9 protein-coding genes are annotated in these 22,837 nt (G+C 62.9%); 1 reads left to right on the top strand and 8 read right to left on the bottom strand.

Annotation, left to right across the window (positions count from 1 at the left end; genetic code table 11):
* Window positions 1–81: 81 nt before the first annotated feature.
* Window positions 82–636 carry a TetR/AcrR family transcriptional regulator gene (locus tag CKW23_RS11900; protein ID WP_095067603.1) on the top strand — a complete coding sequence of 185 codons (555 nt, stop codon included), beginning with the start codon at window positions 82–84 and terminating at the stop codon, window positions 634–636.
* A 137-nt stretch (window positions 637–773) separates the two neighbouring features.
* Here the strand turns inward: CKW23_RS11900 and CKW23_RS11895 are convergent, their stop codons facing one another.
* The 8 genes from CKW23_RS11895 to CKW23_RS11860 are packed head-to-tail and all read right to left on the bottom strand — an operon-like array spanning window position 774 to window position 22,785.
* Window positions 774–2,144 carry an isochorismate synthase gene (locus CKW23_RS11895; protein WP_095067602.1) on the bottom strand — a complete coding sequence of 457 codons (1,371 nt, stop codon included), beginning with the start codon at window positions 2,142–2,144 and terminating at the stop codon, window positions 774–776.
* A complete protein-coding gene (locus CKW23_RS11890) occupies window positions 2,141–2,464 on the bottom strand; it encodes an isochorismate lyase (protein ID WP_095067601.1) in 324 nt (107 codons plus the stop codon). The genes CKW23_RS11895 and CKW23_RS11890 overlap by 4 nt, the downstream gene beginning before the upstream one ends.
* A gap of 14 nt (window positions 2,465–2,478) precedes the next feature.
* Entirely contained in the window at window positions 2,479–4,050 is a 1,572-nt protein-coding gene (locus CKW23_RS11885) for a (2,3-dihydroxybenzoyl)adenylate synthase (protein ID WP_095067600.1), read from the bottom strand.
* 12 nt (window positions 4,051–4,062) lie between these two features.
* Window positions 4,063–4,827 carry a thioesterase II family protein gene (locus CKW23_RS11880; RefSeq protein ID WP_177434634.1) on the bottom strand — a complete coding sequence of 255 codons (765 nt, stop codon included), beginning with the start codon at window positions 4,825–4,827 and terminating at the stop codon, window positions 4,063–4,065.
* A 4-nt stretch (window positions 4,828–4,831) separates the two neighbouring features.
* Complete coding sequence (locus CKW23_RS11875; RefSeq protein WP_095067598.1) at window positions 4,832–5,914, bottom strand: Gfo/Idh/MocA family oxidoreductase; 1,083 nt, start codon at window positions 5,912–5,914, stop codon at window positions 4,832–4,834.
* Complete coding sequence (locus CKW23_RS11870; RefSeq protein WP_095067597.1) at window positions 5,911–15,402, bottom strand: type I polyketide synthase; 9,492 nt, start codon at window positions 15,400–15,402, stop codon at window positions 5,911–5,913. Before CKW23_RS11870 ends, CKW23_RS11875 begins: the two co-directional genes overlap by 4 nt.
* Window positions 15,389–16,612, bottom strand: a complete 1,224-nt coding sequence (locus CKW23_RS11865) for an MFS transporter (protein ID WP_025259799.1) — start codon at window positions 16,610–16,612, stop codon at window positions 15,389–15,391. Before CKW23_RS11865 ends, CKW23_RS11870 begins: the two co-directional genes overlap by 14 nt.
* Window positions 16,609–22,785, bottom strand: coding sequence for a non-ribosomal peptide synthetase (locus CKW23_RS11860; RefSeq protein ID WP_095067596.1), 6,177 nt, complete (start codon window positions 22,783–22,785; stop codon window positions 16,609–16,611). Before CKW23_RS11860 ends, CKW23_RS11865 begins: the two co-directional genes overlap by 4 nt.
* Window positions 22,786–22,837 lie beyond the last annotated feature (52 nt).

Below are 22,837 nucleotides of genomic sequence, written 5' to 3'. Positions count from 1 at the left end.
CAATTGTTAATGTGCTTTGAGGACACGGGCTTTTTCTGCACAATGCCCGCCATGCAATCTTGACGAGTGAAAGAACACCCAATGGATTTACCCGCTGCTGATGAAAAACTCCTGAAAGCCCTGGCTGTCGCGCTCGTCGAGCATCCGGCGGGTACGTTCAAGGACATCGCCCAGGCTGCAGGCGTGAGCAAAGCCACCCTCAATCGCTTCTGTGGAACACGCGGCAACCTCATCGAAATGTTGCTCAACCACGGCTCGTCCCTGATGAATCAGGTCATTGACGCGTCCGATCTGGAGCATGCTCCACCGCTGGAGGCATTGAGCCGCTTGATCGAAGGGCACCTGACTCACCGTGAAATACTGGTGTTCCTGTGCTTCCAGTGGCGCCCGGATTCCATGGACGAACGCTGTGGCGGCACCCGCTGGATGCCGTATTCGGGGGCGCTGGACGCCTTTTTCCTGCGCGGCCAGCGCGAAGGTGTTTTCCGGATCGATATCGGCGCGCCGGTGCTGACAGAAATCTTCGCGTCCCAGCTGTTCGGGCTGGTGGATGCAGAGCGACGTGGCCGGGTGGCACGTTCTGGGATGGCTGCGTTGTTGCAGCAGTTCTTCCTGCAAGGGGCAGGTGTGAAGTAAAGCTGGCTGAATCACAATCCGTGGTAGGGGCCTTGGCCGCGACAGCCGACTTTCAGGCGCTGAAAATATGCTGCTTGTAAGCAGGTCGTCGCGGCCAAGGCCCCTACCACACGTGACAGGTATCTCCTGCCGCTGGCCTATCCTTGTAACGCCTCACGCATGGTCTGCATCTTCAGATCACTCTCCCGATACTCGCTCTCCGGCTCCGATTCACTGACCAGCCCGCACCCGGCAAACAGTGTCGCCCTGTGGCCATCCAGCAGGGCAGAGCGCAGGGCGACGGCAAATTCGCAACTGCCGCGATCATCCAGCCAACCCACCGGCCCGGCGTACCAGCCACGGTCCAGATGCTCGTGATTGCGGATGTAATCCAGCGCCTTGCTTCGCGGCAAACCGCCCACCGCCGGGGTGGGGTGCAGGCTTTCGGCGATGCCCAGCAGGCTGGTGGTGGGTGCCAGCGTGCCCTGCACCGGTGTCAGCAGATGCTGAATATGCGGCAGCTTGTGCAGGCGCGGCTGCCTGGCTATATCCAGTTCCAGGCAGTGCTGGCTCAGACACTCCTTCAGGCTGGCGACCACCATCGCATGCTCGGCATTGTCCTTCTGACTGGCCAGCAATTGCTCGCCCAGCCTTGTATCGTCAGCCGTGTTCCGACCGCGAGGTGCGCTGCCGGCCAGGGCCATGGTTTGCAGCCTGTTGCCCTGCACGGTCAGCAGGCATTCGGGCGAGGCACCCATGAAGCAACTGTTCTGCCGGGCGAATGCAAACAGATAGGCATTGGGCTGTTTGTGCAACAGACGCTGCATGACCTGATGCAAGGGCTGTGCTGCCGGTATGTTCTGCGAGCGGGCCAGCACGACCTTTTTCAGATCGCTGCGCCGGATCTGACTGACGGCATTGCTCACGTCCTGTTTCCAGAGGTGCGCCATGGACAGGCGCACATAGTTATCGACCGGCACAGGGTCGCCTGGCACCGGGCGTGCGAGAACCGCTGCCCATTCATCCATGAGCTGTTCAGCCACCTGCTCGCAGACGGTGCCTTGCTCCACCAGCACATTGACGATCAGGCGTGTCCGGCCTTCGTTTTCGTGCAGCTCGAAACGCGGGAGGGTCATCGCGGCATCGGGAAAGTCGCGCCACAAACGGGTCCGGTGATGCTGCCGGTCGAAGGCAAAACCACCGAACAGCACCGGCCGGTGGGGACCATGCACAACGGCATCGGCCGCCAGACTTTGCCAGCGTGTTTCCAGCGTTTGCCAACTCTCGCTACCGTCGGCATTGAACTCATGGGCAAGCCCCAGCCCAAGGCGGTATTGCGCCTGAGCCTTGACGTGCCACAGGCTGGCCGGTTGCAGATGCTGCCGGTTGGCGCTGAACAAGGTCAGCGGTTCGACTTCCGGTGACGGCGTGGAGAACGACGCCAGCACCCGAGGCCGCTGCGGGCTGACCCGCTGCCGGGCTTGCTTCAAACACTCCAGAAGCCCGTCGAACGAGGGAAGTGGGTTCATTGTTCACCAGCCTCCGGATGCAGGGTGCGCCAGTGAGTGATCTGCTGATTGATGAACCAGTGGATCAGGTCCTTGAAGAAATCTTCGGTCTGATCCACCGGCAGGCCGACTTCTGCAGCCCATTGCCGCCGTTCTTCAAGCATGGCCGCGACCCGCTCCGGGGCCGGAATGCTCTGTTCGTCGGCCTTGAAACGGGTCGCGGCCTTTACATAGGTCAAGCGTCGGGCAAGCAGGTTGACGATCTGCTGGTCAATGCTGTCGATGCCCAGGCGTATGTCGCCCAGGTTCTGGCAATCGGGCGCGGACTTGATGGCATTCATGGAAAACTCCGGATTCACTGAGCCATGACGGCGAGTTGGCGTTTGTCGATCTTGCCCACGGCGGTCAGGGGCCAGGCCCCGATCCACTCGAACTGGTCGGGCAGCTTGTCTTCGCCCAGCCCGCATTGACGCAACTGGTCACGCACCTGCTGAGCCGCGCCCGGAGGTTGTTCGCCAAGAATGAAGGCACAGATGCGCTCGCCCAGCAGGGTGTCCGGCACGGCAACCACAACGGCTGCCTCGACTTCAGGCAAGGTATTGAGATGGGATTCGATCAGTGCGGCAGAGATCTTTTCCCCGCTGCGCTGGATCTGCTCCTTGATCCGGCCTTCGACGATGATGTTGCCTTCCGGTGTCCAGCGCGCCAGGTCGCCGCTGCGGTAAAAGCCATCCGGGGTAAAGCTGACGGCGTTGTGAGCATCGGCCCGGTAGTAACCGGAGATGGTGTAAGGGCCGCGGGTCAGCAGTTCACCGGTCTGGCCCGGTGCGACGTCCTGCAGATCGGCGTCCACCAGCCGCACTTCATCGAAGGGCGACAGCGGACGACCCTGGGTGTTGATCACCACATCCAGCGAGTCTGAGGGACGGGTGTAGCACAGCAGACCTTCGGCCATGCCGAATACCTGTTGCAGCCGACAGCCGAGGGCGTCCAGCAGTTGCTGCGCCAGAACCGGATCGAGCCGCGAGCCGCCGACCTGCAACAGCTTCAGGCTCGACAGGTCGCTGTCTTCCCATTCCCGGCCCTGTGCCCAGAGTTGCGCCAGTGGCGGCACCAGCGCCACATGGGTGACACGCTCGCGCTCGATCAACGGCATCGCCTGGTCGCAGCTGGCGCTTTCTCCCAGAATGACTGTCGCTCCCGCCGCCAGACTGCCCAGTATGCCGGGGCAGGCCAGGGTGAAGTTGTGGGCGGTCGGCAGCACTGCGAGGTACACGCTGCTGCTGTCGATTTCGCACAACGCTGCCGAAAGGGAAAAGTTGTAGGCGTAGGCCGCATGGCTGCGCGGAATCAGCTTGGGGGTTCCGGTGGTGCCGCCGGAAAGCAGCAACAGCGCCGTGTCTCGCGGATCGATGACTGGCCATGGCGGGCAGGGCGCATCCAGGGAAGACAAGGCCGTGAAGGTGCCCGGTTCGCCGTCGACAATGACATGGCGCAGTGAGGGCTGGCGCTCGACGATGCCAGCGGCCATTTCCCGGTAATCGAAGTCACGGATGCGATCGGGGATCAGGTAGGCCACCGGTTCGGCCAGTTGGCACAGCGCCTCGATATCCTGGGCCCGCTGGGTGGGCATGGTCAGGATCGGCAGCGCACCGAGGCGCATCACGGCGAAAAAGGCGCTGACAAAGGCCAGTCTGTTGGGCAGTTGCAGCATGACCCGGTCACCGGCCACGATGCCCAGTGCCGCCAGCCCGCCTGCCAGGCGTTCGACCCGTTGCTGGAGTTGCGTGTAACTCACGCGCAGCTCGCCCGCGACCAGGGCGGTGCGCGAGCCGTTGGCATGGGCCCAGTGTTGCAGGCGCTGGGGAAGCGTCACGTCGAGATAGGGTTGCAGCGGGTCATTGGCCAATCTGTGTTCTGTGTTCATGTCCGGTTCCCGTTAATGATGGAAAAGGCTGATGCTGTTCTCGATGAAGCCGAGAACCCGGGCCGCAAAGGCCCTGGGACGCTGAGTCAGATAAAAGTGATCGCCTGCCATGGCGTGTTGCTGGTAGTCGCCACATAGCCATTGGCTCCAGGCGGCGACTTCCTCGGCATCGGCTTCCGGGTCATGGCTGCCGTGCAGAAGCAACGTCGGGGTGCGTAGCCGCTGACGCTGTGGGTCAAGCTGGCGGTGATAGCTTTCGGTGGCCTGGAAGTCGGCGCGCAGCAATGGCATGAACAGCATCAGCAGGTCGCGGTCGGCCAGCAGCGCCTCGCTGCAACCCCCAATGGCGACCAGTTGTTCGATAAAGCGCTGGTCATCCAGATGGCTGAGCAGGCGTCTGCCGCTCAGGTGCGGTGCGTGGCAGGCAGACAGCACCAGTCCGGCAGGCGGTTTACCGGCTTTTTCCAGCAACAGGCAGGTCTCGAAAGCCACCTGGGCGCCCATGCTGTGCCCGGCCAGAATCAGCTTCTGGCGCTGCGGATTGGTCAGTGCCTGGATTTCCTCGGCAAGGCTTTCGGCCAGTGGCTGGACCTGGCGCACACAAGGTTCGTGCATGCGCTGGTCGCGTCCCGGATAGACCGCCAGCGACAGGTTCATGCCCAGTTCATCCAGGCCTCGCCAGCTGTGGAACGCACCACTGCTGGCCCCGGCGAACGGGCAGAGCAGCAGATGAGTGTCGCAGTGGTCGGCCTGAATATAAGGTCGCAACATCCCCATGACGTCAGACCTCCGCCCGCAATTGTCCGGCATCGATGATGCGCGGCGGCGCAGCCGAACGCTGCTCGGCAGGCCCCGCGCAGCGCAGGGTTTCCTGCCAGAGCCGGGCCAGGGCGAGTTGGTAGTCGCTGCTCAGGCTTGCAGCGACAGGTTCGCCCTGAATGCAGGCTTTCAGGTGTTGCAATAGCCAGGTGACGCCCGCAGGGCCTTCGATTTCATGGGCGCTGCGCCAGTGGCTGGCTGCCGGGTGCAGGGGCAATGCCGTGGCTCGCTCAAGATAGTGGGCGGTGCTGGCGTAGAGCGTCTGCCGATCGTCGTTGTGGGTATCGGCATGCAGCGCGGGCGTCCAGTTGACCGGGCCATAACTGGCGTCCAGCGACAGGTATCCGCTGCTCCAGGCCAGGTTCAACTGATGCATGACCAGGCTGTGCAGGTCGGGATCGTCGGGGTCCATCCAGCTTTGCAGGCGCAGCAGCACACGGCTGCCCGGCAGAGTGAGCGACAGGGTGTGAAAGTCCGTGTCGCGATCCACCAGGCTCACGCTGGCCTGTGCCGCCAGCTCGCAGCCCAAGGCTTGCAGCAGCAGGTCCAGGCTCGAATAGAGCAACTGGCGGCTGGTGGTCAGTTGCGCCAGTTGCGGCTTCTGACCGTCCAGCAACTGGCTGACACGTTGCGCTGCACCGGTCCAGCAACGACCGGCTTCGGTATGCGGGTAGAAACTGTTGACGATGTAATGCAACCCCGACTGTGCGGCCAGTGATTGATGACGGGCGATTTCATCCGGGTGAACCGGGTGCTCCTGAATGACGTGCAGGCCACGGCGCAGCAGCTTTTCCGTGAGCTGCCCGCCGACACCGCCAACGATGGCCGATCGCACCACGACACAGGCAATGTCCAGGTCGCCGGGCACTTGCTCGATGTCGGTGTAGAGCGGGATGCCGAAGGCATTGGCCAGCGCTCTGGAGCGCGGGTTGCCAGTGGCCAGCAGGCCAGCCAGTTGCAGGCCGGGTTGCTCGTCCAGAAAACTGTTGAGGTACAGCTCGCCGAATTTGGCCCCGACGATCAGGACTTTCAAAGGCGTACTCATTGTTGATGCTCCTTGTCAGTGGCGGCCAGCCAGTCATTGATGACGGCAGCGGTACGTTCGACCTGTTGCGGATCGAGCAACAATTGCCAGTGATCGCAGGCCATGGATTGGCGCCTGGCCTGTGCAGCCCAGTCCTGCCAGTCCTGTTCGGCGGGTTGCCAGTGCTGCGGGCGACCTTCGGCGGTCAGCCACAGGCACGGCAGGTCCAGGTGGTGCGGGCGTGAGTGGCGGGTCAGCAGCTTCATCAAGTGCTCGATGCGTTCCAGCCACTGTCGGGCCTGCTCCGGTTCCGGCGGGTTTTTCAGGACGCCGGCACGGGTGGCATTGCCCATGAACACTTCCAGTTGCCGGGATGCGGAAAGTTGTTCCAGATCGTCGGGCAACTCGACGGTCTTCGCGCCCTGGGCCATCAGGCGCAACAGGCCCGAACGGTTCTCGACGTGGAAGTCTTCACGGCAGACCGGGTCGAGCAGGATCAGACGCACCTGCTGACCATCGCGCTGCAACAGATGAGCAGCCGCTTCGGCCACGAATGTCCCGTAGGACCAGCCCAGCAGCACATACGGCCCGCTGGCCTGTTGGCGGCGAATGGCGCGAACGTAATGCGCTGCCAGCTCTTGCAAAGACTGAATACCCGGCGCATCGGCGGCCTGCAGGCCGAAGACCTGCAGATCCAGCGCCTGAGCCAGCGGCAGGTAAGAGCCTATTTCGCCATCGGATGCATGGAACACAAACATTGGCAGCGTGTTGCGGCCACGGGCCAGCGCCAGCGGGTTGTCGTCGGCGCGGGCCTCGGTGGTCTGCAATGTGGCGCAGAAGTCGCCCAGACGCGGGTTGTCGAACAGATTGCGCAGGCTGCTGCCGGGGTAACCCATGCGGTTGAGGCGCGCGATCATGCGGGTCGCGATCAGGCTGTCACCGCCACTCTGGAAGAAGTCGCTTTCGGCATCCAGACTTTGCCCGAGCAGTTCCTGCCATAGTCGGGCGACGGCATCCAGTGTTGCCGGGTTCACGACTGCTGCGGGACGAGACTCGGTGCTGGCTGCTTCGGCACGCTGGGTTTCAGTCGCGCTCAACAACTGTTCGACCTGACGCAATGCCAGTGGCCAGTGTGTCTGCTGCTCGATATCGGCCTGTACCGCCGCCAGATCCAGATGCGTGTTGCCTTCGGCGCGGGCCAGCATGAAATGCTGGCGCATGCTGTCCTGAGCCTGTTGCGGCCAGTTCATCACCCAACTGAAGCCCGAAGCCTGCACGGCAGTGCGCCAGCGCGGCAGATCCAGCATGGCCTTGTCGTCTTCGCTGCGCTCGTCTTCGAAGTTGCTCAGGCCTTCGATGAACCCGATGCTCGCCAGTTGCAGCGCGCTGTCGCGTTCGGTTGCCTCCAGCAGCAGCAAATGCCCGCCACTGCGTAACAGGCGATGCAAGCGCTTGAGTGAGCGTGTCACATGGGAAGCATCGTGCATCACGTTGACCGCCACGATCAGGTCGTAGCCTTGTGCCGGATGCTGGCTGAAGTCCACGGGCTGGTTCAGGTCCAGAATCGAGCTGGTCAGTTGTGGCCAGGCTGCGAAGCGCTCCTGGGCCTGCTTGAGGAACAGGCTGGAAACATCGGTAAAGCGGTATTCACTCAGATGGCTTTCCAGCATCGGCAGCAAATGGTTGGTGGTGGCACCGGTACCGGCGCCCACTTCCAGCACCCGCAGGTCACGACGTTTTCCGGCCAGCGCCTTGGCGGTCTGTGCGAGTGCGCTGTTCAGGCAATGCAGGACCGGGTTGTTGCTGTACAGGGCTTTCACGACTTCGTCGCTGTTACCGAACAGCAGGCTCAGCGGCGAGCGATCACCTCGCAGCAACTCTCCATGCAACTCGATGCAGGCATCCAGATAGGTGGAAAGTGTCTGGCTCCAGTCGGCATCGGGCAGTGTCTGCGCTGTCGCCGGGGCACCTTCTGGCGCCAGGGTCAGGTAGCGTTGCCCGTCCTGTTGTACCCAGCCTTGCTGGCAGAGCATGGCCAGCCATTGGCGCAGCAGGCCGCCAAATTGCGGCAATGCTCCCAGACGGGTCATCACCTGAGCCAGGTCATGGCTCTGACCGGCTTCAGTGAACAGCCCGTGCTTTTGCAGCGTGGCGAGGATGCCCTGGCGGGCACGGCTTTCGAGCGCTTGCCAGGTCAGGTCCACTTCCTGACGCTGGGCATCGCTCAGGTCCGGCAACTCGTTCAGTGCCAGTGGCAGCGGAGCGAGAAGGGTGTCATCAAGGGCTGCCGGTTCTCTGGCGACCAGTTCACCCAGCAAGGTACGGCCATCGGTATCGACGCTGATTCTTGCCGCCTGAACGCCTTGCGCACGGCGCAACTGTGCCTCAAGGGCTTGCGGATCGAAGCGCTCGCCGTCCAGATTGACTGACCAGTCGTGGCGTGGCAGATCCGGCAGGCCATCGAAGCCTTGAGGATGGCTTGCCAGTTTCTGCAACAATTCGCCATAGGCCTGGAACAGGCTGTCGATCAAACCGTCGGCCAGCACGTCCTCCATGCAGTACCAACTGAACACCAGCTCCCCGTCGATCTCCATGACCTGATGATCGAGCCAGACCTGCGGCGTCTGGGTGAAGACATGCACCGGGTCGCCGAGGGTCGAGGTCATGGCCTGATCGATGGCTTTACCGTCCAGCGACATGCCCAGCATGCTGGTGAACACCACCGGCATGGTTGGTTGACGGCTCTGGCCCTGACGACGCCCGAGTTCGCGCATCAGTTCCACGCCATTGACGTTGGTGTGGGTGAGGCGTTGCCAGAGACGTGCCTGGGTACTTTCCATGACCTGACGCAGGCTGTCGCCGCGTCCCAGTTGGAAGTCGATCAACAGCACCGAAGTGAAGTCGCCGATCAACTGCTGGACCTGCGGATGCAGTGGGCGGCGGTTGAAGTAAGTCAGGTTGAGGGTGAAGTCCGGCGTGCGGCTGACGCTTTCCAGCGTCTGGGCAAACAGCGCCAGCAAGGCCGCAGAGGCGGTGACGCCAGACTGTTGGCATTGCGTCTTGAAGCTGCTCCAGTGCTCGGCACCCAGCGTGGCCTGCAAAGTGCGGAAACGTGGCTGGCCCTGTTGCGGCACGGCGGCCATCGGCAACTGCGGTGCGGCCGGCAGGTGCGCCAGTGTTTCCTGCCAGTAGCGCCAGGATTGGCGCCATTGCAGGCTGTCGCGCTGGGCCAGATCGGTCAGTACATAGTCGCGGAAGGTCAATTGCAGAGGCGCGAGGTCCTGACCGGCATAGGCCGTGGCCAGATCGTCCATCATCACCTTGAAACTCTGCACATCGAACAGCAGCAGATCGAGGTTCATGTGCAGGCGGCAATGTCCGGCATCCAGTTCGCTGACCGTGACCTCGAACAGAGGCCAGCGGTCGGCGGGCAGGACCCGATACGACATTTCTTCGCGAATGCCCAGCAAACGCTGTTGCTGCTGCTCCTGAGGCATGTCGCGCAGGTCATTGCGCGGCAATGTGTACCAGGGCGTCTGTTCAAGGATGCGTTGCCGACCGTCGCTGTCCACCACCATGCGCAGCATGTCGTGGCGTGCGATCAGCGCATTCCAGGCCCGCTCGAAACGGTTCAGGTCAAAATCGGCATAGGCCTTGTCCCACTCGAACAACACATGGCAGGCCACACCGCCGTATTCGATCAGGTCGGTGCGCCCCAGCCAGTAGGCGTGCTGAATCGGTGTCAGCGGGAACGGCTCGAAGCGGGCCTTTGGATCCGGCACGATCTGCTGATCGTTCGCGGCCACCGGCGTTTTCCCGGCATCGGCCAGCAACAGGGCGCTCAGGCCACGGATGCTCAGGTCGCGATACGCCTGCTCGGCGTCCAGGCGAATGCCCAGTTGGCGCTGGATATCGCTGCTCAGTTCCAGGAACAGCAGGGAATCCAGGCCCAGTTGCATCAGGTCCTGATTTTCCGCAGGCGCAGAATCGGAGCCCAGGCGCAATTGTCGGCAGATCGATGCGCTCAGCCAGTGGCTCAGGGCCTGACGATCAGCCTTTGCTTCGCCGGTCAGCACCGGTGCCGCGATAGCATCGGTCTGCCGAGTGTTCTTGGCCTGAGGTCGGGCGGCAGGTTGTTCGGCCTGTTGTGCGAACAGGCGACGACGCGGGTCGATACGCTCATGATCCACGCGCATTGCCAGGTGCCATGGCGCACCGCGCATGACCGCCTGTTCCAGATGCCAGAGACCTTCGCCTGTTTGCAGCGTGCCCATTCCGCCCTGAGCCAGTCTGGCATGCAGGTTGTCTTCGGCAGCCCGGCCGATCTCACCCCAGGCACCCCAGGCAATGCTGATGGTGCGTAGGCTGGCGCGAGGATTGGCTTCGGCCAGACCGTCCAGATAGGCACTGGCCAGCGCATGGGCACCCTGGCCCGATGCGCCGAGGCTGGCAGCGGCCGAAGAGTAGAGCAGCAGATAGCGGCCCTGACCGGCCAGTGCGGTCTGAAGCTGGCTGGCCGCCGAGCATTTGACCTGCAACAGCGGTTGCATGCGTTCAGTGTCGAGGTTGGCCAGCGGCGTATCGTCCAGCAGCCCGGCGCTATGAACCGCACCCATCAGGCCGCCATCCAGTTGCAAGTCTTCCAGGCACATGCCCAGCGCAGCCGGGTCGCTGACATCGCAGTCGAACCAGCGCAATTCGCAGCCGTGTTCCTGTTGCAGGCGGGCGAACCACTGCCCGACGTCTTCAGGGCCGCGAGGGGCGAGCAGGGCAATACGACGGGCACCTTGATGAGCCAGCCACTCGACGCTCAAACGACCCAGCCCGCCAAAGGCGCCGGTTACCACATGCCAGCCGTTGCCGGTAAAGCTGTGCGCGGGCAGGTTGGCGGTGCTGTGGGGTTGGACGGCCAGTGTCTGGACCTGCACCAGGCCATTGCGTACCGCGATCCAGCGTTCGCCGCTCTGTGCGGCGCTCAGTCCCGGCAAGAGTTGTTGCCATTCGTCACTGCCATTCAGGTCGATAGCCGCCAGCGCCCGCTCTGGCTGCTCGGCACTGGCAACCTTTAGCAGACCCCAGATTGCACGTTGTTCCGGACTTACGGCGGTCGGTGCCCAGGCATTGCGTGTGACCACCAGCAACGGTTGGTCGGTGTTGTGGGTCAGGGCGTTGAGCACGTCGTTGGTGATGGCTTGCAGCTCGCCGTTTTCCACGACCAGCAGGCAGGCCTTGGCGTCAGGGTCATGAGCAATGCCCACTTCGGCCAGTGCGGATCGTGCGCTGGCCGGCTCAATGCGCAATGCGGGGACCGCGGCGTCCTGCACGTTCAGTGCCTGCCACTGCCAGGCGTAATGAGTGCCAGGCGCTGCCTTCAGTGCGGGCAGAGAAGCGTTGGCCACTGGCTGGTTATCGGCGCTGCCGAGCAATAGCCATTGCCCTTGGTCATTGCGCTGCTTGAGTGTCACACGGGCGACGCCGAACGGGCTGGCACACCATTCCAGCGACAAACCGTCCAGCCGTTCGGGCAACGCGACAGGCTGCGTGAATACCGGCACCTGACGTGTGTCGCCATGCCGTGATGCCAATTCGTTGCATGCCTGTTGAAGACGCGCCTGCCAGCGTTGCGCCTGGCCGGAGCAGTCTCGCCAGTCGGGTTGATAGAGGCTTTCGCCCAGTTGTCGACCCAGAACGGCACTGCCACTGTCGTGACCGGCACTGGCAGGGTTGGCGGTGACGTTCGACGCCTGGGTGCGGGCCAGCAGAATATGCTCGCTGATGTTTGCGGTCACGCTGCCATCGTCCGGCAACCAGTCCAGGCGCTCGAAACCGCTTTCCCGGCATTGCTGCTGCCAGTGTTCGGTGGACAGGAACAACTCGCCGCCACGGGCCTGTTCATCATGCAGCGGCAGTACCAGCGGGCCGAACACGAAGTCGAAAAGACGCATCGGGCGAGTGATTTCGCGCATCAACAGGCCACCACCGGGCTTGAGCAACGGACGCAGGTTTTGCAGCGTCTGGCCCACATGCTGGGTGGCGTGGATCACGTTGGCGGCGACGATCAGGTCATATTGCCCGGCCAGGAAGCCTTGCTCGCCGGCCGGTTTCTGCAGGTCGAACTGGGCGTAATCGACAAAGTCGTATTCGCTGAATTTTTCTTCGGCACGGCGGCTGAACAGGGCGGAAATATCGGTAAAGCAATAACGCACATCCGCCACGTCCTTGAGCTCGGGCAACAGCCAGGCGGTGGTGCCGCCTGTACCGCCACCGACTTCCAGAATGCGCAGCGGGCTACCACCGTTCTGCCGGTTCTGGTTGACCAGCCCGGATATCACGCCTGCGGCAATCTGGTTGAAGTAACGACCGAAACTGAATTGCTGATACAGCACTTCCACGCCGCTCGACGCGCTTTCCGGGAAGATCACCGCCACGGGCTCCACGGAGCCGTTCATCATGGCGAAAAGCTGCTCGCCAGCGCGTTCGACCGTTTCGGCGATCACGTCCAGGCCTTCGCAGCAGTCGCGCAGTTCCTTGAGCAGGGCTGCGCGCTGCTCGTAAGGCACCGGAATCGCGGTGCGATAGATACCGTGTTCCTGCGCGTAGTAGCCATCCTCGACACAGGCATTGAGCAGGCGCACCAGCAATTGCCGGTGACGCGGCAGCAGACGCCCGCCACGCAGGATGTCCAGCGCCGGAGCACCGGTATCGATGCGCTCGCCCACGCACTGGCGAACCATCTGGTCGACATAGATTGCATGCAGCTTGGTCACGCACACATAGAGGCGTTCCAGACGCGGCAGATCCAGGCTTGCGCCTTCTTGAATGACGGCCTGGCGACCGGCTTCCAGCAACGGATCCTGCTGAGTCACCGCGAGCGTTTGACGTGGCGTATCGCACCAGTAGCGTTGTTCATCAAAGGCATAAAGTGGCGCCTGGATGCGTTGCCCGCTGCTGGGCAGCAACTCGCGCCATGGCAGGTTGGCGCCCGCGGCGAACAGGCGCAGCAGGCTGTCTTGCAATACAACTTGCGCGGGCTTTTGGCGTCGGGCGCTGGCAATCCAGTGCACGCCCGGTTGTTGCAGGCGAGTGCCAATGCCGGTCAGCGGCGCATCGGGACCCAGTTCCAGGCTGATGCCGACGCCGGTTTGCAGGGCTTGTTGCAAGGCCTGATGGAAGCGTACTGGCTCGCGCATGTGTCGGCGCCAGTAATCACCGCTTTCCAGCTCGGCCTGAGTCAGCGGCTGGCCGGTCAGGGTCGAGATCAGCGGGATTTTCCCGGGGTTGGCATGCAGGCGGGCGCAGGCTTGCTGAAACTCGTCGAGGATTGGGTCGAGCAGACGAGAATGCGCTGCACCGGCCACGCTCAGGCGGTTATGGCGGATCTGCCGGTCTTGCAGTGTTTGCACCAGCGCCTCGATGCCGTCACGGCTGCCCGAAGCCACCAGATGCTGTTCGGCGTTATGCACGGCAATCTCGACGCCATGCTGGCGGGCCAGAGGCTCAAGGGTTGCGGCGTTGCAGAACACCGCGAGCATCGTGCCTTCGGCGGCGCTCTGGTTCATCAGGCGACCACGGGTAATGACCAGTGGCAGCACGTCTTCCAGGCGGTAGATCCCGGCGATCACCACGGCCGCGAACTCACCGACCGAATGACCGATCAGCAGGTCCGGCGTCAGGCCTTGTTCGCGCCAGTGGGCGGCCATGGCCACGGCAAAGGCCACGATGGCCGGTTGCGCATAATCCATGCGGTCGATCAGCGCGTCATGCTCGCCGAACATCACCGATTGCAGGGACGGCTGAAGGTGGGCAGCGCAGGCGGCGAAGCTGCGGTCCAGGCTTTCGGTAAATGCCTTGGCTTGGCCGTAGAGATTTTTGCCCATGCCTGCCCACTGGCTGCCCTGGCCGCTGCACAACCAGAGCTGCGCGGCCTGTTGTGCATGGCCGTCATGCAGCAGTGCATCGCTGTTGCCCTGGGCAAAGGCTTCAAGTGCCGGTGCCGTTTCTTCATGCAGTGGCACCGCCAGGCGATAAGGCAGGTCGAGTTGTCGACCGTGTAACGCGGTATGTGCCAGGTTGGCCGCAGCGTTGCTGTTCTTGAGTTGCAGGGCGTAGCGACCGGCCAGTTGTTGCAGCGATGCCTGGCTTGCGGCACTGAGCAACAGAGCGCTGGACTCAGGTTTGGGGCTGGTGCTGCGCAAGGTATCGGGTAGGGCTTCGACGATTACATGGCAGTTGGTGCCGCCGATTCCGAAGGAGGAAACGCCCGCGCGGCGCGGCCCGGCTGGCCAGTCACGTGGCTGGGTCGGGACCCTGAACGGGCTGTTTTCCAGTTGCAGCGCGGGATTGGCCTGCTCGAAGTTGATACTTGGCGGAATCCGCCCATGGCTGACGGCAAGCACCGTCTTGATCAGGCTGGCGATGCCGGCTGCGGTATCCAGATGCCCCAGGTTGCCCTTGACCGAGCCCAGCGCACAGCCGCCGATGTCGCTGCGCTGGGCGAAGACATCGCGCAGCGCCTGCACTTCGATGGGGTCGCCCAGTGGCGTGCCGGTGCCATGAGCCTCGATCATGCCGATGCTGGAGCATTCGATATCGGCCAGCAGCAGGGCATCGCTGATGACCTCACGCTGACCGACCACCGATGGCGCGGTATAGCCGACCTTGTGATGACCGTCGTTATTGATCGCACTGCCGCGCAGTACGGCAAGAATCGGATCGCCATCGCGCAAGGCATCTTCAAGGCGACGCAAGGTCACGGCACCGACGCCGTTGCCGGCAAAGGTGCCCTGGGCACTGGCGTCGAACGGGCGGCAGCGTCCGTCCGGCGAGAAAATCATGCCCGGCTGATAGAGGTAACCCGCCTGTTGCGGAAACGACACCGCAACGCCACCCGCCACGGCCATGGAGCATTCGCCGCTGCGCAGGCTTTCACAGGCCATGTGCACGGCGACCAGCGAACTGGAACAGGCCGTCTGCACCGTCATGGCCGGGCCGCGAAGGTTGAGCTTGTAAGCGGCGCGGCTGGCCAGGTAATCCTTGTCGTTGCCCATCAAGGCTTGCAGTCCCTTGACCTGAGCCACTTCGGTAACGCGGATGTTGTCGCGGCCCGGATAGGTGCTCATGCGTCCGGAGGCGAATACACCGGTCTTGTGAACAACGTCGCGTGGCGCAAAACCCGCATGCTCCAGAGCGTGCCAGACGGTTTGCAGGAACAGTCGTTGTTGCGGATCGATGGACTCGGCTTCCTGACGCGAATAGCCGAACAGCGCGGCATCGAACCGGTCAGGGTTATCGATGGTCGAGGCCACATTGACGAAATCGGGGTTGTCGATCAGCGCCGGGTCCAACCCGGCGGCCAGCAGTTCTTCACGGCTGAAACGGCGGCTGCATTCGCGGCCATTCAGTAAATTCTGCCAGTACTCGTTACTGTCGCTGGCGCCGGGGAAGCGGCAAGCCAGACCAATGACGGCGATGGGTTCACTGGTGCCGTAGAACTCTTCAAAGGTGTGCATGAATGACCTCTTGGGCAGGAGCGTTAGACGAAGTGGATGAAGCGCGTTCAAGGCGGCGACGCAGCCGCAACGCAGGCCATAGAGAAAGGCAGGCAATGGCCGCCAGAATGGCCAGCAACGCTGGATAGCCCAGGTGATGGGCGACTTGCAGGGCGGCCATGGAACCGAGCATGGCAATGGCAGCATCCACCGATTGCAGCAGGGCATAGTCCGAGGCCGGTTGGTGCGCTCGTACGACGCCCATCAACAGGTTGTAGAGCGTGACAAAGCTGATGGCCGCCGCGACATTGACCAGCGCGAACAGCGCCAGCCAGGCCGTGAGGCTGTAGAGCGTGGCGCCCAGCGCCGCCGCCACGGCAATCGCGGCGTGGATGGCCATGGCGGGCAGCAGGCAACGCCAGGCGCCGAAACGCTTGGCCAGCCAGCCGCCGAGGAATACGCCAAGAGCGCTGGCGAGGGTGCCGTACAACGTTGTTACAAAACCCAGGTCCGCGAGACTCAAGCCTTGATCCAGCAAGAGCACGGTTTGTACGGTCATCAGGCCGCGCATTGCCAGGTAGTAGATGGCGGTCAGGCAGAGCGCAGGCCACAGGGCCGTGAAGCTGCTGAGGTCCAGCCTTGGAGGTCGCGTTGGTTCAGTGCTGACCGTGCTGGCCGGTAGCAGGCTCACCGGCAATAACAGCAACAGTGAAACCGCCGCCATCCCGGTAAAGCCCGCACGCCAGCCCCAGTGCTCGGCCAGGTACAGAAACACGAACGAGCCGAACACCACGCCCAGATAACTGCCGCCCACTTGCGCGGTATTGGCGAACGGACGACTGGCTGCATCGCAAGTGGTAATGGTGATGCCGTCGGCATAGATGTCATGACTGGCCGAGAGCAACGCCAGCAACATCAGGCCGGCCATGATCGGGTAGATCGAATGCTCCGGTGCCAGAAAGCCGAGCGTCAGCAGGGTCACCGCCATGCACAGTTGCAGGATCACCAGGCTGCCCAGGTAGCGATTGCCGCGCAGGGGGATGCTGTGGCGTTCGCACCAGGGTGCCCAGAGAAACTTGCCGACCCAGGGCAGGAACGTCAGCGACAGCAAACTGAGGCTGGCAAGGTCCAGCCCCTTATGACGGAAGTAGCCGACCACCCCTTGCAGCATCAAGGCCGTGAGCATGCCTTGATGCAGGTAGTAACACCAATAAGGCAGATAGCGGCTCATGAAGCACTCCCGATGCGACGTAAGCGCCTGGCATTGCGCTGGGTCAACTGGGTACGACGCGCCTGTTCCAGGTCTTCGCTGACTGGCGCTGTCTGGCTCAGGTGCAAGGCCAGCGCATGGGCATTGGGGTAGCCGAACAGATCCGTGACTTGCAGTTGCGGATAGCCCGATTGAGTCAGACGGATATGCAACTGCACCAGCTTCAGGGAGCTGGCGCCCGCATCGAAGAAGTTCTGCCGGGCGTCGTGCAGTTTCAGCCCCATCACTTCACTGAAGCTCTGGCGGATCTGCTCGACGATCTGCTCATCGACCTGGCTGCCGGTGTCCACCGGCGTCGGTACTGGCAGTGCGCGGGGCAGGGTGGCGATTGAGGCCCCTGCCTGTTTGCGCGCCACCAGTTGCTCCAGCGGCAAGGCCCATGCCTGCGGTTGTTCGGCCAACTGATGCAACAGGGCAACATACTGGGTGAACATGGCGCGCAGCATGGCGGGCTCGAACAGCGCTTCGACCGCATCCCAGTTCAGGCACAGGTCGCCCTCCGACTCGTAGACCTGATGATCCAGCCAGATCTGTGGCGTCTGGGAAATGCCCCAGACCGGTTTGAGCCAGGACGACTCGGCCATGAAGCGGCCTTTGTCGAAGCCCAGCGCGCTGGTGAACACCACCGGCATCTGCGCGGCAGCCATACCGTTGCGCCTGGCCAGCTCACGCATCACCCGGATGGCCGAGTGATCCCGCTGGGCCAGGTCGCGCCAGAGCCGCTGTTGCAGGCGTTGAGCGCTGCCGAGCCACTGGCCGGTCGGTTGCCAGGCCAGCAACAGCAATGACGTGAAGTCGCCCAGTACCCGGTCGATGTGCGGGTGCAACGGCTGACGGTCGAACAGCGTCAGGTTCAGGGTCAGTTCACGCTCGCTGCTCCAGGCCGAAAGCACGGCGGCGAATGCACTGAGCAGCAGGCCTGAAGGCGTCAACTGGTGCTGGTGTGCCTGGGCTTTCAGGCGTTCCCAGGTGTCTGCCGGAATCCGTTCGGCCAGACGCACGAAGCGTGGCGTGCCGACTTCGCTCGGGTCCTGGCGCAATGGCAGGCGCGGCGCGGACGGCAGACTGTCCAGACGGCGCTGCCAGTAGGCCTGGGCGTTGACGGCCTCGCGTTGCTCGGCACGCAGGCACTGGTAATCCCTGAAGCCGATATCGATAGGCTCCAGTTCGCGGTCGGGTTGCTGATACAGCACTTCCAGTTCGGCCAGCAGAATCTGCATGCTCATACCGTCGAGCAACAGGTTGTCCAGGCTGATGAACACGCTGCTGTGCGTGCCGCCATCCTCGGCGATTTGCACATCGAACAATGGCCATTGTTCCGGGTTCAGCACTTGATGCGACAGGCGATCACGCAGCGCCAGGGTTTCCGGGGCCTGCAGCGAGCTGACGCGGTGACGTTGCGGCACAAAGGCGGGAACCTGCTCCAGCACTTGCATGCGCCCGTCACGCACCACTGCGCGCAGTGTGTCGTGGCGGTCGATCAACTGCTGCCAGACCGACTCGAAGCGCTGGATATCCAGTTGCTCGACGTTGAACTCGACAAAGAAATGCGCACCTACGCCGCCCAGTACGAAACCGGGCTGGCGACCCACCAGGTAGGCTTCCTGCACATCGCTCAAGGCAAAAGGTTGATAGCGGCCAGCGGGATCATGTTGCAGGGTTGTCGCAGGCGCGCTGTTGTCGGCGACCAGAGTGGCCGCGAACGCTTGCAGACCCGGGAAGTTGAACAGGTCATCGAGCCGGGCGCGATAGCCATGCTTGCCCAGTTCGCCGATCAGTCGGGTGGCCAGCAGAGAGTCGCCGCCCAGCTGGAAGAACTGGCTTTGGCAATGGACCGGACCGGTCTGCAACAGCTCTTCCCAGAGACGGGCCAGCAATTGCTCGCGGTCGGTGCTCGGGGCCTGAGTGTCGTCGAGGATTTCGACGGCAGGCTTGCAGAGCTGGGCTAGAGTCTTGTGGTCGATCTTGCCATTGGCTGTCAGGGGCAGGGCGTCGAGAAAGTACAGGCGCTGGGGGATCATATAGCCGGGCAGTTCGCCGGCCAGTGCCTTGGCCAGTCGTGCCGCGTCCGGTTTTTGCAGAGTGTCGCTGGCGCGCAGCACCAGACGTTGCACATCGCCCAGGCGATCGGCATGACCGCTGCTCAATCCGGCCTGAGCCAGCAGGGTTTGCCAGTGGGCCGTATCGTGCAGTTGTTGCGCGGCGCTCTGACCTTCGCTGAGCAGGTCGGCACTGACCAGGGCCAGCGGGGAAGCCTGCGCCAGTTCCAGCACACAGACAGCGGCGCCCGGCGCACAGAGTTTCAGCCAGCGTTGGAGTGCCAGCTCCGGCTGGTCGATGCGGTGCAACTGGTTATTGATCAACAAGACATCGGCGCTGTGGCGCAGGGTCTGGAGTTCGGCATCGGTGTCGCGACAGGCTTTGCCATGGGCAAAGCGGGCCAGACGTTCCCGGGCTTTGAGGACCAGCGCCTGGGACTCATCGATAGCCGTGTATTGCACCTGGGTGGCGCTCAGACGCTCCAGCAGATGAACGGCGGCCACGGCGCTGCGGGCACCGGCTTCGATCAGTCGCACGGGGCGTTGCAGACGCTGGCTCAGGCGGGCAATGGAGGTCGCCAGTTGTTCGAGGGCGGCGCTGCTGCCAGCGCTTTGCATCAACAGATGTTCGGGGGACCAGTAAGGGTGATCGAGCAAGGTCCGGGCATTGCGTTGGCCGCGCAGGATATCGCTGAGTGCGTCGTGGTGAGCGTTCAACGCTTCCTTGAGGGCGTAAGTCGAATCGTTGTCGGCGTTGCTGACCGATTCGGCGCTGTGTGTGCGCTGCCATTGTCCATCGGCATTGCAGTGCAGGCGGCCCTGGGTGCTCAACTCGTCCAGCCAGCGGCCCAACAGCGCCCGCCATTGTTCCTGAGCGCCATAGGTTTGCAGGGCCGCGTCGAGGCTGACCGGCGTGCTGAAGTCCAGGCCGTTGAGGGCCAGGTGCTGGATCAGAAAGTCAGCCAGCAGAGCATCTTGCGAGGTCGATAGCTCAGCAAGGCAAGGAGACGTCAGCCAGTCGCAATAGTCGGTCGGTGTGTGCGGGTCGGCTTCGACCGGGCTGCACAGGCTTGAACCCTGCGGCACGACAAAGGCCACCAGACTTTTTTCCCGTTCGCCCAGTGCCATGCTGATGGCACTCTTGACGCCTTCCAGACGGTTGAACGCTGCGTCGATCTCGCCCAGTTCGATGCGATAGCCGCCGACCTTGACCTGCTTGTCGCGACGGCCGAGGAATTCCAGGGTACCGTCGGGCCAGTAGCAGCCCATGTCGCCGGTGCGATACCAGCGTGCGCCGTCCACTTCGACGAATTGACGGGCGCTGCGCTCGATGTCGTTGAAGTAGCCTTGTGCGACGCCGATACCGCCGATCCACAGCTCCCCCGCAACCCAGTCGGGGCAGTCGCGGCCCAGCTCATCCACCACGCGATAGCTCTGGTTGGCCAGCGGCTGGCCGTAGGGAATCGAGCGCCAATTCGGCTCGACACGCGCCACGGTGCAGGTGTTGGACCAGATCGCCGCTTCCGTCGCACCGCCCATGGCCACGAACTCGCCGTCGGCGCGGTACTGGTGATAGCGCTCGGGCAGGTCCAGGCCGATCCAGTCGCCGGACAGCATGACCACCCGCAGATGCGCCGGGCTGTTCAGCTCGAAGCCTTCGCTGTAGGTCAGCAGCATGTCGAACAGGGCAGGTACGCTGTTCCATAGCGTGATGCCGTGTTTCACGATCAGGTCGCACCACAGCGCAGGATCACGGCGCTGCTGCTCGTTGACCAACACCACCGAAGCGCCTGAACCGAGCACGCCGAAGATGTCGTAGACCGACAGGTCGAAATGCAGCGCCGAGAGGGCCAGTACCCGGTCGTTTTCGTCGACTTGATGGCGCTGGCTGATATCCACGCAGGTGTTCAGGGCGCTCTGATGGCTGATGACCACGCCTTTGGGTTCGCCGGTGGAACCTGAGGTGTAGATGATGTAGGCCGGTTGTTGCACATCCACGGCCACTTGCTGAAACAGCGGTTCACCGAGGATTGCCTGCTGCCAGTCGAGACGGTTGTCGATTTCGTTTTCGCGAGGTTCGTCCGCGCTGGTCAGCACGCACTTGACCCCGGCACCTTTATAGATTCCCAGACGTCGCGCCAGCGGTTGATCAGGCGGCACGGGAACGTAAATGGCTCCGGCCTTGAGAATGCCCAGTACGGCAATGATCTGGCCGATATCCTTGAACATGCTGACCGCGACCGTATCGCCTGCGCTCACGCCTCGGGCTTGCAGGCTGCCGGCAAGGCGACTGGCCTGATCGATCAACTGGGCAAAACTCAACTGACGCTCGCCCTGAATCAGCGCGATGGCATCTGGACGGTGTACGGCCTGGGCGAAAACAGCGTCGTGCAGCAGGCCGGCAGGCACAGGACGCGCCGTGGCGTTCGCCAGCTCGCGGACCACGCGCTGGGTGGCAGGCATCAGTTCCGGCAGCGGACGTGACCAGCCGCTCGGGTCAGCAATCAAGGCCAGCACCTGCTCGAAATAGACCTCGAACAGCGTGTCGGTCAGCCCTTTGGGGAACAGGTCGTTGTTGCTGTCCCATTGCAGCATGATCTGGCCACGGTGCTCGAACGCCAGGTGGTCGATCCACACCTGCGGGGTCTGGGAAATGCCCCAGCCCGGTTCGCCGATGGAGCTTGCTTCGGCTTCGCCATACAGCGGGCGTCCCAGATTGCTGGTGAACACCAACGGCGCACCGTGGGGGTGGCGCTGGTGTTTCTTGAGTTCGCGCAGCACCTCGACGCCGGACCAGGCGCTGTGCTCATGGACCTCGGCAAACGTCCGCTGGTTGGCCAGTGCCAGTTCGGCAAAGGTCTGCCCGTCACATTCCACCGGTAACGGCAGGATATTGGTGAAGTCGGCAATCATGCCGGACACAGCCGGATGCAGTGGCTGACGGTCGAACAGGGTCAGGTTCAGCAGCAGTTTCTGTTGCCCGCTCCAGCGGCCCAGCACCGCGCTGAACAATGTGGCCAGCGCCATGGTCGGGGTTACGCCGTGGTTGCCGGCGTGCTCCTTGAAAACCTGCCATTGCCCGGCGTCCAGTTGTCCGCGGCGGCGGCTGATACGGACCTGTTCGATACGCTCGGGTTCTTGCGCCAAGGGCAGGATCGGGGCCAGCGGCAAATCGTCCAGACGTGCCATCCACCAGGCTTTGGCCTGTTCGATACGTGCCTGATCGTTGCGCTCGACCTGTGTCAGGTAACTGCAAAAGTCGTAATCGGTGGGCGAGGGTGGCAGCGGCTGGTCCGCTATCAGGGCAATCAGTTCCTCGAACAGCTGGTTGAAGCTGGCGGCATCGCAGACCAGCAGGTCGATATTGACCAGCAGCCGGTGTTTGCCTTCAGGCAGCAGGCACAACTGGAAGTCGAAGGTTTCACCGATCTCGACCTGCAGGCGACGATGGCCCAGTTGCTCACGCAATTGCAGGAGGGTTTGCTGGCGCGAAGCCTGGTCGTGCTGACGCAGGTCATGAACCTTCAGGCCCGGCCATGAGGCGTGTGGTTGCCATTGCTGGCGACCGTTGGCCAGAAAGCGGGTCTTGAGCATCGGATGGCGTTCGATCAGTTGATAGATCGCAGGCTCCAGCACCTGTGCTGTCAGCCCATGGCCATCGAATTCCTGATACAGATGGCAACCCACGCCGCCCAGTGGCTGCTCGCTGGAGCGGCCGACCAGATAAGCGTGCTGCACGGCGGTCAGCGGGAATGGCTGGCCATCGCTCATGCGCGGTAGCGGCTCTGTCGTTTGTGGTACAGCGGCACCCGGAGCTTTGGCGCGGGCATTGGTCAGCAGGTTTTGCCAGCCTTCCAGCGTCGGGTGGTCATAAAGCTCGCTCAAGGTCACCTTGAAGCCCAGGCGACGAAAGCGATTGAGCCAGGCCATCAGGTGCATTGAATCAAGGCCCAGCCGTAGAAGGTTGGCATCGCCTGGTAGCTGTTCGACGGGCAAGCGAAGTTGCTTGGCGATTTCATCAACCAGTGTTGCAGGGTCGAAGTCTTCAAGCGTTGTGCCGCGCGTAGTCGAGGCTTTTCTGGTCGATGTGTACATGGTAAGACTCCATCCAGACAAGTACTCGTGCCGCGCAGGATTTGCGCGGCGC

The organism is Pseudomonas sp. Irchel 3A18, from assembly GCF_900187465.1.
In the GTDB taxonomy this organism is placed as follows: domain Bacteria; phylum Pseudomonadota; class Gammaproteobacteria; order Pseudomonadales; family Pseudomonadaceae; genus Aquipseudomonas; species Aquipseudomonas cichorii.
The sequence above is the reverse complement of the archived record's forward strand: the minus strand, read 5'-3'. Positions and strand labels throughout refer to the sequence as shown.

Excerpts from the sequence above, each read along its gene's own strand:
- CKW23_RS11900 (WP_095067603.1), top strand. The coding sequence starts at position 82 with ATGGATTTACCCGCTGCTGATGAAAAACTCCTGAAAGCCCTGGCTGTC.
- CKW23_RS11895 (WP_095067602.1), bottom strand. The coding sequence starts at position 2,144 with ATGAACCCACTTCCCTCGTTCGACGGGCTTCTGGAGTGTTTGAAGCAA.
- CKW23_RS11890 (WP_095067601.1), bottom strand. The coding sequence starts at position 2,464 with ATGAATGCCATCAAGTCCGCGCCCGATTGCCAGAACCTGGGCGACATA.
- CKW23_RS11885 (WP_095067600.1), bottom strand. The coding sequence starts at position 4,050 with ATGAACACAGAACACAGATTGGCCAATGACCCGCTGCAACCCTATCTC.
- CKW23_RS11880 (WP_177434634.1), bottom strand. The coding sequence starts at position 4,827 with ATGGGGATGTTGCGACCTTATATTCAGGCCGACCACTGCGACACTCAT.
- CKW23_RS11875 (WP_095067598.1), bottom strand. The coding sequence starts at position 5,914 with ATGAGTACGCCTTTGAAAGTCCTGATCGTCGGGGCCAAATTCGGCGAG.
- CKW23_RS11870 (WP_095067597.1), bottom strand. The coding sequence starts at position 15,402 with ATGCACACCTTTGAAGAGTTCTACGGCACCAGTGAACCCATCGCCGTC.
- CKW23_RS11865 (WP_025259799.1), bottom strand. The coding sequence starts at position 16,612 with ATGAGCCGCTATCTGCCTTATTGGTGTTACTACCTGCATCAAGGCATG.
- CKW23_RS11860 (WP_095067596.1), bottom strand. The coding sequence starts at position 22,785 with ATGTACACATCGACCAGAAAAGCCTCGACTACGCGCGGCACAACGCTT.